The sequence below is a fragment of the Sphingopyxis sp. USTB-05 genome (assembly GCF_023822045.1).
In the GTDB taxonomy this organism is placed as follows: Bacteria; Pseudomonadota; Alphaproteobacteria; order Sphingomonadales; family Sphingomonadaceae; genus Sphingopyxis.
On the sequence record NZ_CP084712.1, the window covers coordinates 3,353,368 to 3,370,047 of the forward strand.

Genomic DNA, 16,680 nt, shown 5'->3' on the forward strand with positions numbered 1-16,680 from the left:
GACCATGCTTCGTACCCTAGTCTTCGCTGCCTCGCTCGCGCTCCTGCTTCCGGCGGGAGCGGCACTTGCCGAAACACCCAAGGCCACACCCGCGCACAAGCCCGACCTGGCGGACCGCGTCGCCGGCACTTACAAGGGCGACATCATCTCCGACGCACGCGGCTCGTCGAAAAACGGCGTGACGATCACGGTTACGCGCACCGGACCGAACAAGGTCGAGATCAAATCGAGCCATGCGCGCATCCCGACCGTCACCATCCCGCTCGAAAAGGCGATGGAAGCGATCCTTGCCGCAAGCGGACCCTATGTCTTCCTGCTCGACACGGTACGCTCGCCCGACCGGCTCGACCTTACCATCGACGATGCGAGTTGGTCGGGCAACCGCTCGGCCAGTCCCGCCAAGTAACAAGGTTCATCCCTCTCCCATGACTTATACGACCGTTATTTTCGATTTCGGCGGCGTCATCACCGCCTCTCCCTTCGAAGCGTTCAACCGGCTGGAGGGTGAGCGCGGCCTGCCGCGCGATTTCGTGCGCCGCGTCAACGCAATCAATCCCGACGCAAATGCCTGGGCGAAATTCGAGCGCGCCGAGATCGATGCAGCGACCTTCGACACGCTGTTCGCCGACGAGGCGCGCGCGCTGGGGCATGAGCTGGAAGGCGAAGCGGTGCTCGCCGTGATCGCGGGCGCGGTACGTCCGGCGATGGTAGCGGCGCTCGACACGCTGAAAGATCGAGGCTTCACCATCGCGTGCATCACGAACAATGTGCCGGGCGGCAAGATGGGCATAGGCGGCGCGGGCATGACGCGCAGCGAAGAGGCCGCGATCGAGGTCGCCGATATCATGGCGCGCTTCGCGCATGTTATCGAATCGAGCAAGGCCGGGGTGCGCAAGCCCGATCCGCGGATTTACCTGATGATGTGCGAGAAGCTGGGCGTCGAACCCGCTGAATGCATCTATCTCGACGACCTCGGCATCAACTGCAAACCGGCAAGCCAGCTTGGCATGCACGCTATCAAGGTGACGAGCGGCGAACAGGCGCTTGCCGACCTGTCGGCGGTGTTGGGGGTGAAGCTGCCCTGACGGTGACCTTTCTGTCCCGCCAAAGATGGCGGCATCGGGGTGGGGTGCTGACGTGCAGTCACTCTCTTCCGTCATCCCGGGCTTGACCCGGGATCCCGCTTTTTGAAGGCACCGGCACGCTTCACGAAATAGCGGGACCCCGGATCAAGTCCGGGGTGACGATATGGAGAGGCTCGAAACCCGTCGCTTGCGGCTCGTTTGGCTCAGACCGTCGCCTCCGCAAGATTCAGCCTCGCCGCGCGCTCGAAAATCTGCGTCAGCACCGGCTCGGTGTCGGCAACGCGCATCGCGACCTGAAACTCGACCGGGGCCAAAGCCGGCATCGCGTCGATTTCGACGAGCGCGCCGCTCGCCACTTCGCTGCGTACCATCGGTTGCGGAAAAATGCCGATGCCTCCGCCTGCCTTTGCGATGTCGATCATCGTGCGGGCATTGTTGCAGAGGTTGAGCGATTTTTGCGCGATGCGCGACGCCTCGATCGCCTCGCGCATACGGCCGTGGATCGGCGAATGGCTGGCGAGCGACCATATGGGAAGCATCGCCTTGCCGCCGGCAAAGGCCGATGCGACGGTGGGGCTAGCGAGCCAGACGAGTTCGACCGCACCAATCGGGCTGGTTTTCAGCGCCGGGTGCGCAATCGGTCCTGCGGCAAAAGCGATGTCGGTGCGGCCGGTGAGCAGTTGCTGGATCAGGTTCGCGGTGAGGTCGATTTCGATTTCGAGCCCGACATTGGGCATGTCGGTCTTGAGTCCGGCCACAAACGCCGGAAGGCAGCTCGCCGCCGCGATTTCTCCCGCACCGATGCGCACGACACCGCTCGCCTCGCCATAACCGCCGCTGCCGAGGAGCGCGACCTGCATGTCGCGGAGCAGCGGATCGCAATCGCGTACAAGCTTGCGCCCCGCCGCGGTGAGCGACATCGCGCGCCCCTCGCGGCGGAACAGCGCGGTGCCGAGCCGCTGTTCGAGTTCGCGCATCCGCGCCGAGACCGTCGGCTGCGTTGTATTGAGCCGCTCGGCCGCGGCCGAGAAGGTGCCGAGCCGGTCGATCCAGAGCAGAGTTTCGAGATGATAGAGCGAGACGCGATTGATAGACATCGTCTATGTATAATCCAAAAATCGAACAATTAGAATTGATGGATCAAATGCGCCAAGGTCGCGCGCGAAATCACTCAGGAGAGCCATCCCATGGGGAAGAAGCAATATCCCGACGCCGCCGCCGCCCTCGAGGGCCTGCTGTTTGACGGAATGCAGATTTGCGCGGGCGGTTTCGGCCTTTGTGGTATTCCCGAACGGCTGATCGACGCGATCCGCGATGCCGGGACGAAGGACCTCACCATCGCCAGCAACAATGCCGGAATCGACGGCGAAGGGCTGGGCAAGTTGCTCCGCACCAAGCAGGTCAAAAAGATGATCTCGTCGTACGTCGGCGAGAATAAGGAGTTCGAGCGGCAATATCTGGCGGGCGAACTCGAGGTTGAATTCTGTCCCCAGGGCACGCTGGCCGAACGCTGCCGCGCGGGCGGCGCGGGCATTCCAGGCTTCTATACCAAGACCGGCGTCGGCACGCTTGTCGCCGAGGGCAAGGAAGTGAAGAATTTCGACGGGCAGGATTATATCCTCGAACGCGGCATCTTCGCCGACCTTGCGATCATCAAGGGCTGGAAGGCCGATGAGAGCGGCAACCTCATTTTCCGCAAGACCGCGCGCAACTTCAACCAGCCGATGGCGACCGCGGCGAAAATCTGCGTCGCCGAGGTCGAGGAAATCGTGCCGGTCGGCAGCCTCGATCCCGACACGATCCACTTGCCCGGCATCTATGTGAAGCGGCTCGTCCTCGGCGCGCCGTACGACAAAAAGATCGAATTCCGCACGACACGCCCGCGCGAGACGGCGTGATGCGTAGCCTCGCCATCACGGCGACGTTGCTCCTCTCGGGCTGCGCCAGCGCGCCGGCCGAGGTGGCGGCGGTCCCGGCTCCGCCCGCAACGGCGGCCCCCGCTGAAGCCGCAAAGCCGCCCGTCGCGCTGCAATATCTCTATGGCTCGCCCGAAGCCGCGGTTGCAGTGCGCGCGACCAATGCGCGGATCGCCGATTATGGCGTGTGGCGGATCAAGCAGCGCCCGAAGGACAGCGTTGTGCTGGCGGCCGGGGCGTCGATCGACGCGCCGACGTTCGAGCCGTGCGGCGACAAGCCCTTCGCTGCGGTCTTCGACGCCGACGAAACGTTGATCTGGAACCTCGGCCCGATGCGGCATTTTGCCGAAAAGGGCACCGGCTTTGACCTCAAGGTCTGGGATCAGTGGGAAAAGACCGGCGCCGGCAAGGCGATCGCGATGCCCGGCACGGTCGAGATGGTGAACCGGCTCCGCGCTGCGGGCATCACCGTCATCGCCAACACCAACCGCAGCGCCGCCAATGCCAAGGGCAGCGAAGATACGCTCCGCGCCGCCGGGCTCGGCGAGTTCAAGCATGGCGAGACGTTGTTCCTGATGGGCGACGACGCCGGCGGGTCGAGCAAGGACCCGCGCCGCGCGACAATCGCCTCGAAATATTGCGTGATCATCCTCGGCGGCGACCAGCTTGGCGATTTCAGCCAGCAGTTCAACGTGAAGGATCTGCCCGCCGCGCAGCGCATGGCGCTCGCCACCAGCGCGGGCGCCATCGCACTCTGGGACAAGGGCTGGTTCCTTTTTCCCAACCCCGTCTATGGCCCGTGGGAAAAACTGGGCTGGGGCGACGCCTTCCCCTCCGACAAGCAATGGGAGCCTAACTGACATGGCCTGGACGCGTGATGACATAGCGGCGCGCGCCGCGAAGGAGCTGCAGGACGGCTATTACGTCAACCTCGGCATCGGCATCCCGACGCTCGTCGCGAATCATATCCCGGCGGGGATGACCGTGACGTTGCAGTCGGAAAACGGCATGCTCGGCATCGGGCCCTTTCCGTATGAAGGCGATGAAGATCCCGACCTGATCAATGCGGGCAAGCAGACGATCAGCGAATTGCCGCAGTCGGCCTATTTCTCGTCGAGCGACAGCTTTGCGATGATCCGCGGCGGGCATATCGACCTCACCGTATTGGGGGCGATGGAGATCGCCGAAAATGGCGACATCGCCAACTGGATGATCCCCGGAAAGATGATCAAGGGCATGGGCGGCGCGATGGACCTGGTCGCGGGCGTCAAGAAGATCATCGTGGTGATGGAACATAATGCCAAGGACGGCAGCCCCAAGTTCATCCCCGAATGCACGCTGCCGCTGACCGGCAAGAATGTCGTCGACATGATCATCACCGACCTCGCGGTGTTCAAGCGCGACAATCATGACAGCCCGTTCAAGCTGATCGAATTGGCGCCGGGCGTCACCGCCGAGGAAGTCGCGGAAAAAACGACGGCGCATTATATTGCATAATGTTGCGGCCAATCCCGGGACCACCTGGCTGATTGTCGGCGGGTGGCTGTCGGTCCTGGCCGCGCTGCTTCATATTGCCTGCATTTTCGGCGGCCCCGACTGGTATCGTTTTTTCGGCGCGGGCGAAGGCATGGCGCGCGCGGCAGCGCGCGGCGATCTGCGGCCGACGCTGATCACGCTGGCAATTGGTGCCATCCTGCTTGTCTGGGCCGCTTATGCCTTTTCGGGAGCCGGCTCGCTCCCGCGTCTGCCCTTGCTGCGGACGGGGCTGATCGTCATCGCCGCCATCTATCTGCTCCGCGGGCTCATTTTCGTACCGCTCCATATGTGGCGGCCGCAACATAGCGACAGTTTCGCGATCTGGTCGTCGCTGATCGTCCTTGTCTATGGTGCGGTTTACGCCGCCGGGACGTTCAAGGCGTGGCGCCATCTTGCACCCTGAGGGGTGACGGCCGCGGAAGTCGCGGCTAAGACGGCCGCCAATTACGAGGTCGCAGTCCAATCGAGAGTCAATGAAGCGGGTTTTTGTTTTTCTGATCGTGGCCGCCGCGCTGGTGGCCGCCGGCTGGCTTGGCATTCACGCCCTTGGCGGCAACCACCCGCTTGCGAGCGTACCGATCCCGATTTCGGCGCCCGAGAACCTGCCCGACACGCCCGCCGAATGGCGCGGCCGCATCGACTATCGCGCACTCGACCGGCAACTCGCCGCCCTGTCGCAGCGTCCCGAGATGGCAGGGCTGGCGGTGGCCGTGGTCGAAGACGGAAAACTCAGCTTCGTGCGCACCTATGGCGTTTCCGACGCCTCGACCGGTGCACCCGTAACGGCGCAAACGCTGTTTCGCTGGGCCTCGGTTTCCAAGACCGCAACGGGCGTTCTCGCTGCCGCGTTGGCCAACGACGGCTCGCTCGACCTGAACCGCCCGGTCGCGAGTTGGGGCACATCGCTGCGCCTGCCCCGCGGCGCCGAGGCGCACGTCACGCTGGACCAGCTATTGGCCCAGCGCACCGGCCTCACCAAAAACGCCTATGACGAGAAACTGGAGGAAGGGCAGGATCCGGCCGCGCTGCGCGCCAGCCTTGCCGCGGCACCGCTGCAATGTGATCCCGGGACGTGCCATACCTATCAGAATGTCGCTTTCGACACCGCGAGCGAGATATTGGGCAAGGCCGCGAACGAGCCTTTCGCCGACGCGGTCGAGGACCGTTTTTTCCGCCCGCTCGGCATGGTCAGCGCAGGCTATGGAAGGGATCGGCTGACAAGCGCAAAGGATTGGGCGAAGCCGCACCGCGGCGCGCAGATCCGCCCGATCAAGGAAGCCTATTGGCGCGTCCCCGCCGCCGCAGGGGTCGAAAGCGATATCGTCGATTTCGCCAAATGGATGCAGGCCATGATGGGGAAGCGCCCCGACGTGCTGCCGGATCCGGTGTTGCAGCTTGCCCACCACCCGCGCGTCGGCACCGGACGGCTTTATGGCGGCACCTTGCGGGCCGCGACGGGTGACGCGGGTTATGGCCTTGGCTGGCGGAGCTTTACCTATGCCGGCAACCGACTCGAAGGCCATTCGGGCGCGGTCGAGGGATATCGCGCGACGATGATCTTCGAACCCGCGACGCGGACGGGCGTCGTGGCGCTGTGGAACAGCGATTGGGGATTTCCGTTCCGTATCCCGTTCACGGTGATCGACAGCTATCACAAACGCGACGACGCAGGCTGGCTCGACCTGAGCGAACTGCCACAGCCGACAGCCGCCACCGCGAAGCCCAGACCGGCCACCGCAGATCCGAAAGGGTAACTGGCTTTCCCCACGTCCGCCGCCTGTGTATGAGGCGCGCGGACAAGGCCGGGAGGAGATTGATCGATGCGCGTGCTGCTGACCGGATCGTCGGGCTGGCTGGGGCGCTATCTCGCGCCGCTGCTCGCTGGAAACGGCCATGAGGTCACCGGGCTCGACGTCGTTCCCGGCGCGCACACGCAGGTGATCGGCACCGTCGCCGACCGCGCGCTGATCGACCGGACGATGGGCGAGCATGGCATCGATGCGGTCATCCACGGCGGCGCGCTGCACAAGCCCGACATCGCGCGTTATCCGCGGCAGGCATTCGTCGACGTCAATGTCAGCGGCACGCTCAACCTGATCGAGGCCGCGGTGGCCGCCGGCAACGACCGTTTCCTTTTTACCTCGACGACGTCGCTGATGATCCGCAGCGACGTGCGCGCCGGCGCAGGCGCGGCGGGCGCCTGGTGGATGGACGAGGATTTCGGTCCGATCGAACCGCGCAACATTTACGGGATCACCAAGCTTGCGGCCGAGCAGGCATGCAAGCTGGTCCACCGCGAGCATGGCATCGCCGCGCTGATCCTGCGTACCGGCCGTTTCTTCCCCGAGGATGACGACACGCATGCCGTGCCGAGCGGTCCGAACCTGAAAGCGAATGAGCTGCTCAATCGCCGCCTGACCGTCGAGGATGCCGCCGCGGCGCATCTCGCTGCGCTCGAGGCCGCGCCGTCGATCGGTTGCGACACCTTCATCCTCTCCGCCCCGCCGCCCTTCGCGCGCGAGGAAGCCGAGGAGCTCGCCCGCGATGCGCGCGCCGTCATCGCACGCCACTATCCAGACGCGGCCGACCTTTATGCCGCCAAGGGGTGGGTGCTCCCGGAAATCATCGACCGCGTTTACGATCCGTCGCGCGCCGAGCGTCGCTTCGGCTGGCGCGCCGCGACCGATTTCGGCAGCGTGCTCGCGGCGCTGCGCGAGGGCGCCGAGCTGCCCTTTGCACACGATCCCGACTATACCTCGCCCATCATCGCACAGGAGCGCCAAGCATGTATGTGCTGATCACCGCCAACCGCAATTATTCGAGCTGGTCGCTCCGCCCGTGGATGCTGATGCGCGCGCTGGGCATCGCGTTCGAAGACCAGATCGAACCCTTCAGCAACCCGATCAACTATGACGAGTTTCGAAGCTTTTCGCCGACGGGGCAAGTGCCCGCATTGCTCGACGAAGGGCGGACGGTTTACGACTCGCTCGGCATCACACTCTACCTCGCCGATCGGCATGACGGCCTGTGGCCGACCGACCCCGATGCGCGCGCCTGGGCGCAATGCGCGGCGGCGGAGATGCACAGCGGCTTTTCGGCGCTGCGCAACGATTGCACGATGAACGTCGGCGTTCGCGTCACGCCCAAGCCTCCGTCGGGGGCGCTGCGGCTCGACGTCGCACGTATCCGCGAATTGTTCGCCGAGGGCCTGTCGCGCTTTGGCGGCCCCTTCCTCGCGGGCGACCGCTTTACCGCAGTCGATGCCTTCTTTGCCCCTGTCGCCTTTCGCATCCGGACCTATGGCCTCGACGTTGGCGCCGGACAGGCGTGGGTCGACCATATGCTCGCACATCCGGCGATGCAGGACTGGGAACGGCAGGCGCTGGCCGAAAGCTGGCGGGAGGAAAGCCATGAGGCAGAGCTGATGGCGGCCGGCGCGATTACCGCCGACTATCGAACAGCCTAAGCCCCCTATCCGTCGTCATTGCGAGCGTAGCGAAGCAATCTAGAGCGGTTACGCTACTCTGGATTGCTTCGCTGCGCTCGCAATGACGGGAGTTAATCGACCAGCGCCTCGCGCACGACCGCGACTCCAGCCTCGCGTTGCGCCTTCAATTCGGCCTTCAGCTTCGCGGGATCGCGCGCGAAAACGAAACCGAAGCTCACGCCGCCTTCCTTGCCGATCGTCGCATGGTGGAGTTTGTGCGCCTGAACGAGCCGCTTTGCATAGCCGCGCCGCGGGACCCAGCGGAAATAGCGCTGGTGGACGAGCCCGTCGTGCACCAGCGTGTAGATGATCCCGTAAAAGAGGATGCCGAGCCCGATCCAAGTCCCAGGCTCCCACGCATCCGCGCCCATGATCATCGGGCTGCCGACAACGAACATCGAAATGCTCATCGCGGCGCCGACGAGGCCGAACAGATCGTTCTTTTCCAGCATCTTGTCGTGCGGCTCATGATGGTCGCGGTGCCATGCCCAGCCAAAGCCGTGCATGATATATTTATGGCTCGCCCAAGCGACCAACTCCATCGCCACGACGGTGGCGAGAATGAGCGCAAGGATGGCGAGCGTCGACATGCGAGGGATTATAGAACGGTTACAGCGACCGCGCCATCACCTCTCCGTCGCCCCGGACTCGATCCGGGGTCCCGCTTGTCACCGTCGCAATGAGGGATGTCGGATCAAGTCCGGCATGACCAAAGAAGGCAGAAAACGGCGCGACCGAAAATTGCGTTTTTGATCGCCACTCGCTTGCATTGTTATGCCACAGGCTTAAGTGAACCGCATGACTCGGCCCCGCACCCTTTATGAGAAAATCTGGGACGCGCATGTCGTCGAACAGCGCCCCGATGGAACCGCTCTGATCTTCATCGACCGCCACCTTGTCCATGAAGTCACCAGCCCGCAGGCTTTTGCAGGGCTTCGCGCGACTGGCCGCACGGTGCGCCGCCCTGATCTGACGCTTGCGGTCCCCGACCATAATGTGCCGACGACGGCCCGGCTCGACGCGGCCGGACACAAGCTGCCGATCGCCGACCCTGAAAGCGCGGCGCAATTGGCGGCGCTCGAAAAGAATGCGCCTGAATTTGGCATCCGCTACATCGACGCTGTCGCGCCCGAACAGGGCATCGTGCATGTCGTCGGCCCCGAACAGGGCTTTTCGCTGCCCGGGACGACGATCGTCTGCGGTGACAGCCATACGGCCTGCCATGGCGGCATAGGCGCGCTCGCCTTCGGCATCGGGACAAGCGAGGTCGAGCATGTGCTCGCGACGCAGACCCTGCTGCTCCAGCCGTCGAAGACGATGGAAGTGCGCGTCGAGGGCGAAGTCGGCCCCGGCGTGTCGGCCAAGGACGTCATTCTCCACATCACCGGCGTGATCGGCGCTGCGGGCGGAACCGGACATGTCATCGAATATACCGGCAGCGCGATCCGCGCCTTGTCGGTCGAAGGGCGGCTGACCGTCAGCAATATGGCGATCGAGGGCGGCGCGCGCGCGGGCCTGATCGCGCCCGACGAGGTCACATTCGCATACCTCAAGGGCCGTCCCTATGCGCCGAAGGGCGCCGACTGGGATGCCGCAGTTGCATATTGGAAGAGCCTCACGACTGATTCGGGTGCGACCTACGACAAGGTGGTGGTCATCGACGCCGCGGACATCGCGCCGAGCGTCACCTGGGGCACCAGCCCCGAGGATGTCGTGCCGATTACCGGCGTCGTGCCCGCCCCCGACAGTTTCGCCGATCCGTCGAAGCAAACCGCCGCCGCCAAATCGCTCGCCTATATGGGGCTCGAACCCGGCACGCGGATGCAGGATGTGCCGATCGAGAATATCTTCATCGGCAGCTGTACCAACAGCCGCATCGAGGATCTGCGCGCCGCCGCGGCGGTGATCAAAGGCCGCCACAAGGCCGACAATGTCCGCTGGGCGATCGTCGTCCCCGGGTCGGGGCTGGTCAAGGCACAGGCCGAGGCCGAGGGGCTAGACCGCATCTTTACCGACGCCGGCCTCGAATGGCGCGAGCCCGGCTGCTCGGCCTGCCTCGCGATGAACCCCGACAAGGTGCCTGCAGGCGAACGCTGTGCCTCGACGAGCAACCGCAACTTCGTCGGCCGTCAGGGTCCGGGCGCGCGCACGCACCTCGTCAGCCCCGCGATGGCGGCGGCGGCGGCGGTGACGGGCAAGCTCACCGACGTCAGGGAGCTGATGGCATGACCCCGCTCGACAAGGTCGAAGGCCGCGCGATCCCGTTCGGGCTCAAGAATGTCGACACCGACGTCATCATTCCAGCGCACTGGCTGAAGACGACGACGCGCGAGGGCATGGGGCGCGGAGCGTTCGAGAGCCTGCGCGCCGATCCCGACAATCTGTTCGACAGCCCCGAATATAAGGGCGCGCCGATCCTGATCGCGGGCGACAATTTCGGTTGCGGGTCGAGCCGCGAACATGCCGCATGGGCGCTCGGCGACCTTGGCATCCGCGTCGTGATTGCCCCCTCCTACTCGGACATCTTCTCGGGCAACGCGGTGAAAAACGGCATTCTGCCCGTCGTCCTGCCCCAGGCGGCGATCGACCGGTTGATGGAGGTAGCGGCCACGGACCCGGTGTTCGTCGATCTCGAGCATCAGACGGTGACGACGCAGTTCCAGGACCGCTTCACTTTCGAGATCGACCCGTTCCGCAAGATGTGCCTGCTCGAGGGGCTCGACGAAATTTCGCTGACCGAAAAGAGCGACGCGGCGATCGGCGCTTACGAAGCCAAACTCGACACCGAGCGGCCGTGGATGCGGCCCGCAGCATAAGGCACGATAAACACCATAAGAGGAGAAGATGATGAAGGCTCTCTTGTCGACCGCAACCGGCGGCCCCGAAACGCTCACTTTGGGCGAACTGCCACGCCCCAGTGCGGGCAAGGGCCAGATCGTGATCGACGTGAAGGCCTGTGCGGTCAACTTCCCCGACGTGCTGATCATCGAGGATAAATATCAGTTCCGCCCCGAACGCCCCTTTGCACCCGGCGGCGAAGTCGCGGGGCTTGTCGCCGAAGTTGGCGAAGGTGTCACGGAGTTCCAGGTCGGCGACCGCGTAATCGCAGGCTGCGGCAACGGCGGCATGTCCGAGGCGGTCGCGGTTTCGGTGCATAATGTCTATCACCTCCCGGAAGCGCACGGCTTCGCGGAAGGTGCCTCCTTGCTGATGACCTATGGCACCAGCATCCACGCACTTGTCGATCGCGGTCACATCGAGGAAGGCGACACCCTGCTCGTTCTCGGCGCCTCGGGCGGTGTCGGCATCGCGGCGGTCGAACTCGGCAAGGCATTCGGCGCGCGCGTCGTCGCCGGCGTGTCGAGCGAAGAAAAGGCCGAAATCGCTCGGGCCGCAGGCGCCGACGATGTGGTCGTCTATGGCCGCCAGCCGTTCGACAAGGATCAGTCGAAAGAACTCGCGAACAAGTTCAAGGAAGCCGTCGGGCCCAATGGCGCGAACGTCATCTATGACGCGGTCGGCGGCGACTATGCCGAGCCCGCGCTGCGCTCGATCGCGTGGGAGGGACGCTATCTCGTCGTCGGCTTCCCCGCGGGTATCCCGCGCCTGCCGCTCAACCTGACCTTGCTCAAGAGCTGCGACGTCGCCGGCGTGTTCTGGGGCGCCTTCGTGATGCGCGACCCAGTCCGCAACCGCGCCAATATCGCGCGGCTGTTCCAGCTGTGGGAACAGGGCAAAATCCAGCCGCGCGTCACCGAAAGCTTCAGCCTCGAAGACGGCGGCAAGGCGATTGCCAAGCTTGGCGACCGGACGGCGGTCGGCAAGCTGGTCATCACCATCTGAAATATCGCCCCGATCCCGCACTGACCGATGCGCTGCGCGCGCTCGCCGCATCGGGGCGGATCGAGGTCCGCGTGACGCCCGGCGCACGGCGCGACGAGGTTCGCGTCGAGGACGGCGCCGTGCAGGTCCGCGTCACCTCGCCGCCCGCCGACGGCGCCGCGAACGACGCGGTTCTGCGGTTGCTCGCCGCCGTGCTCGGCTGCCCGCCGCGCGATTTGACACTGCTCCGCGGCGCGGCGGCCCGCGTCAAACTGATAGGAATTGCGACGAGTCGATAGCGCCGGGTTAACCAATTAGCAGGAGCCGCGCGCTATAGACGGAGGTAGGACTAGCTGGGGCCAGGGTTGGAGCAATGGCGAAACGCCGATCGAAATCCGCGGAAGGTGACGCGAGTATCGCGAATATTTCGCGTACCCGCCGTGCTCAACTCGTCGCCGAATTCGAAGGCGAACTAGGCATCGACCACAAGGCCCGGGCCAAGGCTGCAGAAGCCGAACGCCGCTGGATCGCTCGCAAGACCTTCATCGTCTGGACGATTGCGGCAATGTTCTTTGCCATCGCGTGCCAGAAATTGTGGCTCATGGGCGAGGACGTCGATGTGCCCTTTTCCGACATCAACCCCGTGCGCAGTCTGTTCGGCGAGTAACGCAACCACTGGACAAAAAAGGGGCCGCGATCACTCGCGACCCCGTCTATCCCGCAAAGCCGATCAGTAAACGCGTGCTTTCGGCTTGATATACTCAACATCGTCCGACAGCGTATATTCGTGGACCGGACGGTAATCGAGGCGAACGCCGCCGCCCTTGCCGCCCCAACCGTCGAACCATGCGATCGTGTGCTTCATCCACGTCGCGTCGTCGCGATTCGGGAAATCTTCGTGCGCGTGAGCGCCGCGGCTTTCCTTGCGGTTGAACGCCGAATGCATCGTCACCGTCGCCTGGCTGATGAGGTTGTCGAGCTCCAGCGTTTCGACAAGATCGGTGTTCCAGATCAGGCTGCGGTCGGTGACATGCACGTCGTTCATGCGCTGATAGGTCTTGGTGAGTTTTTCCTTGCCCTCCGCCATCAGCTCGTCGGTGCGGAACACCGCCGCGTGCTGCGACATCGCGCGCTGCATCTCCGTACGGATTTCCGCGGTCGGCGAGCCGCCGTTCGCATTGCGGAAATGATCGAGGCGCGCGAGCGCGAGGTCGGCGCTGTCCTTCGGCAGCGGCTGCTGCGCCGCACCGGGCTTCAGGATCTCCTTCAGGCGATGCCCCGTGGCGCGGCCAAAGACGACAAGGTCGATCAGGCTGTTCGACCCAAGGCGGTTCGCGCCATGGACCGACACGCACGCGGCTTCGCCGACCGCGAACAGGCCCGGAACCACGGTGTCGGGACCGTCCTTGCCCAGCGTGACGACTTCGCCATGATAGTTACAGGGAATGCCGCCCATATTGTAATGGACCGTCGGCACGACCGGCAGCGGCTGGCGCGTGAGGTCGACGCCCGCGAAAATCTTGCCGCTCTCGGTAATCCCCGGCAGGCGCTCGGCGAGCACGGCGGGATCAATATGGTCGAGGTGCAGGAAGATATGGTCGTTGTGCGGGCCGACGCCGCGGCCTTCGCGAATTTCGAGCGCCATCGAACGCGACACGACGTCGCGCGACGCCAAATCCTTCGCCGACGGGGCATAGCGTTCCATGAAACGCTCACCTTCGCTGTTGGTCAGATAGCCGCCCTCGCCGCGCGCACCTTCGGTGATCAGCACGCCCGCGCCATAGATGCCGGTCGGGTGGAACTGGACGAACTCCATGTCCTGAAGCGGCAGGCCGGCGCGTAGCACCATGCCGCCGCCGTCGCCGGTGCACGTATGCGCCGAGGTCGCGGTGAAATAGCAACGGCCGTAGCCGCCCGTTGCAAGCACGACGGCCTGCGAACGGAAGCGGTGGATGCTGCCATCCTCCATGCACAGCGCAATCACGCCGCGGCACTCACCATTTTCCATGATCAGGTCGAGCGCGAAATATTCGATGAAGAAGTCCGCGTCATATTTCAGCGACTGCTGATAGAGAGCGTGGAGCATCGCGTGACCGGTGCGGTCGGCCGCGGCGCAGGTGCGCTGCACCGGCGGGCCTTCGCCCATATTCTGCATATGGCCGCCGAACGGGCGCTGATAGATGGTGCCGTCGGCGTTGCGGCTGAACGGCACGCCGGCGTGCTCGAGTTCGTAAACCGCGTTCGGCGCCTCGCGCACCATATATTCGATCGCGTCCTGGTCGCCGAGCCAGTCCGAACCCTTGACGGTGTCGTACATGTGCCACTGCCAATGGTCGGGCGAATTATTGCCGAGCGATGCCGCAATGCCGCCCTGCGCCGCAACCGTGTGACTGCGCGTCGGGAACACCTTGGTGATGCAGGCGGTCTTCAGCCCCGCTTCGGCGCTGCCCATCGTGGCGCGCAGGCCGGAGCCGCCGGCACCGACGACGACGGTGTCATAGATATGGTCGATGATCTTGTAGGCGTCGGTCATCTTACATGCCCCCCGGAGCGAGCCCGGCGGCGGGCGCAAGCGCGATGCGGATGATGGCGAAAATGCCGTAGGCAGCGCCGCCGATCGCGTAGAAGTTCAAAAGGACGAGCGACAGGATCTTGGTCGCTTCGCCGTGGACATAATCCTCGATCATCACCTGAAGCCCCAGCCGCAGGTGCCAGAAGACGCTGGCGGTGAGCAGGATCAGCGCGAGCGCGACGGTCGGGTTCGACGCCCAGCGCAGCACCGCAGCATGATCGCCGAGCGGCAGGCGGAACATCGAGACGACGAACCAGGTGACGAGCAGGACGTTGGCGAGCGCGGTCAGGCGCTGCTGGATCCAGTGGTGCGAGCCATGGTGCGACGAACCAAGCCCGCGCACGCGGCCGAGACGCGTTCCGTTACCCATTGAGCGCCTCCGCAAATACATAGAGCCAGACCGCAGCGGTCGCCGTGATCGAACCCACGAAAACGAGCGTCGACCAGATTTTATTGGTCTTGAGCTCATAGCCCGCGCCGGTGTCGAGCACGAAGTGGCGCAGGCCCGAGAAGAGATGCTGGAAGAAGGCCCAGGTCAGCCCGATCAGCACGACCTTGCCAAGAATGTTGGTGACCTGGTGCAGCGTGCCGACTTCGGGGCTGGGATCGTGCCAGACGCACGCGATGAACGCCGCATAGGCGTCGGGTCCCGCGGCGAGCGCCCCCAGCCACCAAAGGAACATCAGGCCGCCGACGATCGCGAGACCATCGCCGCTGACGCGGTGAAAGATCGAGACCGCCATCGCTGGGGTCCATTTATACACCTGTAGATGCGGAGAGCGCGGACGCGCGCTCGGTTGATTGCCAGCCATATCAGCCCTGTCCTGACTCTAAACGGTCGATGCGCCGCCGGTTAAGCCTTCCCGCCGCGATATGCAATTGCTTAGGAGCATAGGGGAATAAATCGCTCGGTTTCCGGCTATTCAGTTGGCGACGAACCCGTTGATCGCGAGCCAACTCGCCAGAAGAGCGATATATTCGGCCGAATCCGGCCGCTCGGTCCCGTCATGTTTCGGATCGAGCGAGACTTTCCGGTCGGCGGACATCTCCATAGCATGATCGGCGCCGGCGATGCTGTGCACCGCCATCTTCGGCTTTTGCGCCGCGATGGCTTTCAGACGCTCGACCGAAACCGCGACCGGCACGACCGCATCGTCGGCGCCATAGAGGACAAGCGTCGGGACGGTGACCGCCGACAGATTCTTGAGGGGATCATTCTCGATCTCGCGGCGCCAGCCCGAAACCGCGCGGTCGCGTACCGTTTCGCCCATATAGGTATATTTGAACCACGGCTGCGTCTTGGCCGCGTCGATCATTTTCTGCGCGGCTTCGCGGCTGCCCGACCCGCGCATATAATCGTCGACCGCTTTGCGCGTCGCAGCCATCTGGTCGACCTCGGCCTGCGAATGGCCGTTGGCGATGAGATGATTGGTCGAGGAGAAGAGCATCTGCACGTCCGCCGTCACGACGGGTGCCGAGACGGCGATCACAAACGCGATATCGGTACTGCGCGATGCCGCGAGCGGCGATATCCAGCCCCCTTGACTCAGTCCCCAGGTGCCGATGCGTTTCGGATCAATGCGCGGGTCCGCCTTCAGGCTCCGCACCGCAGCAACCGCATCGTCGGCGAGGAGCGCGAAGTCGCCCCCGGCCGTCTTTGTCCCGGATTGCCCCGATCCGCGCCGGTCATAGACAAAGACCGCAATCCCGAGTGCGGGGAGCGCAGTCTTGAGATGATCGTAAAGCGATGCGGTGCGAAGCGGCGACGAAGCGCTGTGCGTGACGACGACCGCCGCGACGGGCTTGCGGCTGGCCGGCATGTAGAGCGTGCCGACGAGTTCGGTATCGCCGCTCATGAAGCGGCGATCCTCGGTCGTCACCCGTGTCGTAGCGGGCGCGCTCCAGGGCGGCGGCGCGGCCGGGCTGGCTGTGGCGGGCTGCAAAACCGCAACGCCGGCCATGATGGCCCAAAGACCGGCGGCGGTTCGCATCAGGCCACCCGCACGCCCGAAGACGCCGGGAACAGCCTCACTTGATCTTGCCGCGGTTCGCGTAGAGCAGCGCCGCAATCACCGCAGCCGAGCCGATGCCAAGCCCAGCCGCCGCCGCGGTCTTCCAGCCGCGCTTGCCCTTGCCCGCTTCCTGATCGGCAGCTTGCGCCGCTTCGGCGGCTTCGCGCTGCTGTTGACGCTCGCGCGCCGCGCGCAGCACTTCATTTTCTTCCTCTTCGGGCGGGGGAGGTGCCACTGGCTCGGTCATCGT

At 64.6% G+C, this 16,680-nt stretch carries 21 protein-coding genes; 14 read left to right on the top strand and 7 right to left on the bottom strand.

Annotation, left to right across the window (positions count from 1 at the left end; translation table 11 throughout):
* Window positions 1-4: 4 nt before the first annotated feature.
* Window positions 5-406, top strand: coding sequence for a hypothetical protein (locus KEC45_RS15630; protein WP_062176867.1), 402 nt, complete (start codon window positions 5-7; stop codon window positions 404-406).
* A 19-nt stretch (window positions 407-425) separates the two neighbouring features.
* The gene (locus KEC45_RS15635) at window positions 426-1,085 is read left to right on the top strand and encodes an HAD-IA family hydrolase (protein WP_062176864.1); all 660 of its coding nucleotides are present in this window, start codon (window positions 426-428) and stop codon (window positions 1,083-1,085) included.
* A gap of 203 nt (window positions 1,086-1,288) precedes the next feature.
* On the opposite strand, the gene KEC45_RS15640 is transcribed toward KEC45_RS15635, so the two are convergent.
* Complete coding sequence (locus tag KEC45_RS15640) at window positions 1,289-2,182, bottom strand: LysR family transcriptional regulator (protein ID WP_062176861.1); 894 nt, start codon at window positions 2,180-2,182, stop codon at window positions 1,289-1,291.
* A gap of 90 nt (window positions 2,183-2,272) precedes the next feature.
* Between KEC45_RS15640 and KEC45_RS15645 the strand changes: the two genes are divergently transcribed.
* From KEC45_RS15645 to KEC45_RS15675, 7 genes are all read left to right on the top strand, one after another.
* Entirely contained in the window at window positions 2,273-2,983 is a 711-nt protein-coding gene (locus KEC45_RS15645) for a CoA transferase subunit A (protein ID WP_062176857.1), read from the top strand.
* A complete protein-coding gene (locus KEC45_RS15650; protein ID WP_062176854.1) occupies window positions 2,983-3,861 on the top strand; it encodes an HAD family acid phosphatase in 879 nt (292 codons plus the stop codon). Before KEC45_RS15645 ends, KEC45_RS15650 begins: the two co-directional genes overlap by 1 nt.
* A gap of 1 nt (window position 3,862) precedes the next feature.
* Window positions 3,863-4,498: a CoA transferase subunit B gene (locus KEC45_RS15655; RefSeq protein ID WP_252171141.1), complete on the top strand. Its 636-nt coding sequence runs from the start codon at window positions 3,863-3,865 to the stop codon at window positions 4,496-4,498.
* Window positions 4,491-4,940, top strand: coding sequence for a hypothetical protein (locus tag KEC45_RS15660; RefSeq protein ID WP_062176847.1), 450 nt, complete (start codon window positions 4,491-4,493; stop codon window positions 4,938-4,940). The genes KEC45_RS15655 and KEC45_RS15660 overlap by 8 nt, the downstream gene beginning before the upstream one ends.
* Window positions 4,941-5,010: 70 nt before the next feature.
* Window positions 5,011-6,291, top strand: coding sequence for a serine hydrolase (locus KEC45_RS15665; RefSeq protein WP_062176844.1), 1,281 nt, complete (start codon window positions 5,011-5,013; stop codon window positions 6,289-6,291).
* Window positions 6,292-6,357: 66 nt separating this feature from the next.
* Window positions 6,358-7,335, top strand: coding sequence for an NAD(P)-dependent oxidoreductase (locus KEC45_RS15670; RefSeq protein WP_062176842.1), 978 nt, complete (start codon window positions 6,358-6,360; stop codon window positions 7,333-7,335).
* Window positions 7,323-8,003: a glutathione S-transferase family protein gene (locus tag KEC45_RS15675; RefSeq protein ID WP_252171142.1), complete on the top strand. Its 681-nt coding sequence runs from the start codon at window positions 7,323-7,325 to the stop codon at window positions 8,001-8,003. Before KEC45_RS15670 ends, KEC45_RS15675 begins: the two co-directional genes overlap by 13 nt.
* A gap of 92 nt (window positions 8,004-8,095) precedes the next feature.
* On the opposite strand, the gene KEC45_RS15680 is transcribed toward KEC45_RS15675, so the two are convergent.
* Complete coding sequence (locus KEC45_RS15680; protein WP_062176837.1) at window positions 8,096-8,614, bottom strand: sterol desaturase family protein; 519 nt, start codon at window positions 8,612-8,614, stop codon at window positions 8,096-8,098.
* 208 nt (window positions 8,615-8,822) lie between these two features.
* Here KEC45_RS15680 and leuC point away from each other — a divergent pair, with 208 nt between their 5' ends.
* The 5 genes from leuC (at window position 8,823) to KEC45_RS15705 (ending at window position 12,513) form a co-directional block, all read left to right on the top strand.
* The gene (gene leuC, locus KEC45_RS15685) at window positions 8,823-10,253 is read left to right on the top strand and encodes a 3-isopropylmalate dehydratase large subunit (protein WP_062176836.1); all 1,431 of its coding nucleotides are present in this window, start codon (window positions 8,823-8,825) and stop codon (window positions 10,251-10,253) included.
* Complete coding sequence (leuD, locus tag KEC45_RS15690) at window positions 10,250-10,840, top strand: 3-isopropylmalate dehydratase small subunit (RefSeq protein ID WP_062176833.1); 591 nt, start codon at window positions 10,250-10,252, stop codon at window positions 10,838-10,840. The genes leuC and leuD overlap by 4 nt, the downstream gene beginning before the upstream one ends.
* Before the next feature lie 31 nt (window positions 10,841-10,871).
* Window positions 10,872-11,867: an NADPH:quinone oxidoreductase family protein gene (locus tag KEC45_RS15695; protein WP_062183374.1), complete on the top strand. Its 996-nt coding sequence runs from the start codon at window positions 10,872-10,874 to the stop codon at window positions 11,865-11,867.
* Window positions 11,868-11,938: 71 nt separating this feature from the next.
* Window positions 11,939-12,145 carry a DUF167 domain-containing protein gene (locus tag KEC45_RS15700; protein ID WP_083435622.1) on the top strand — a complete coding sequence of 69 codons (207 nt, stop codon included), beginning with the start codon at window positions 11,939-11,941 and terminating at the stop codon, window positions 12,143-12,145.
* 74 nt (window positions 12,146-12,219) lie between these two features.
* The gene (locus tag KEC45_RS15705) at window positions 12,220-12,513 is read left to right on the top strand and encodes a hypothetical protein (RefSeq protein ID WP_062176830.1); all 294 of its coding nucleotides are present in this window, start codon (window positions 12,220-12,222) and stop codon (window positions 12,511-12,513) included.
* Between the two features lie 63 nt (window positions 12,514-12,576).
* Here KEC45_RS15705 and sdhA read toward each other — a convergent pair whose 3' ends face one another.
* From sdhA to KEC45_RS15730, 5 genes are all read right to left on the bottom strand, one after another.
* Window positions 12,577-14,379 carry a succinate dehydrogenase flavoprotein subunit gene (gene sdhA / locus KEC45_RS15710; protein WP_062176828.1) on the bottom strand — a complete coding sequence of 601 codons (1,803 nt, stop codon included), beginning with the start codon at window positions 14,377-14,379 and terminating at the stop codon, window positions 12,577-12,579.
* Between the two features lies 1 nt (window position 14,380).
* Window positions 14,381-14,788 carry a succinate dehydrogenase, hydrophobic membrane anchor protein gene (sdhD, locus tag KEC45_RS15715; RefSeq protein WP_062176825.1) on the bottom strand — a complete coding sequence of 136 codons (408 nt, stop codon included), beginning with the start codon at window positions 14,786-14,788 and terminating at the stop codon, window positions 14,381-14,383.
* Window positions 14,781-15,230, bottom strand: a complete 450-nt coding sequence (gene sdhC / locus KEC45_RS15720; protein WP_083435621.1) for a succinate dehydrogenase, cytochrome b556 subunit — start codon at window positions 15,228-15,230, stop codon at window positions 14,781-14,783. Before sdhC ends, sdhD begins: the two co-directional genes overlap by 8 nt.
* Window positions 15,231-15,341: 111 nt before the next feature.
* Complete coding sequence (locus KEC45_RS15725; protein ID WP_083435620.1) at window positions 15,342-16,409, bottom strand: S9 family peptidase; 1,068 nt, start codon at window positions 16,407-16,409, stop codon at window positions 15,342-15,344.
* A 37-nt stretch (window positions 16,410-16,446) separates the two neighbouring features.
* Window positions 16,447-16,677: a hypothetical protein gene (locus KEC45_RS15730; RefSeq protein ID WP_252171143.1), complete on the bottom strand. Its 231-nt coding sequence runs from the start codon at window positions 16,675-16,677 to the stop codon at window positions 16,447-16,449.
* Between the last annotated feature and the right edge of the window lie 3 nt (window positions 16,678-16,680).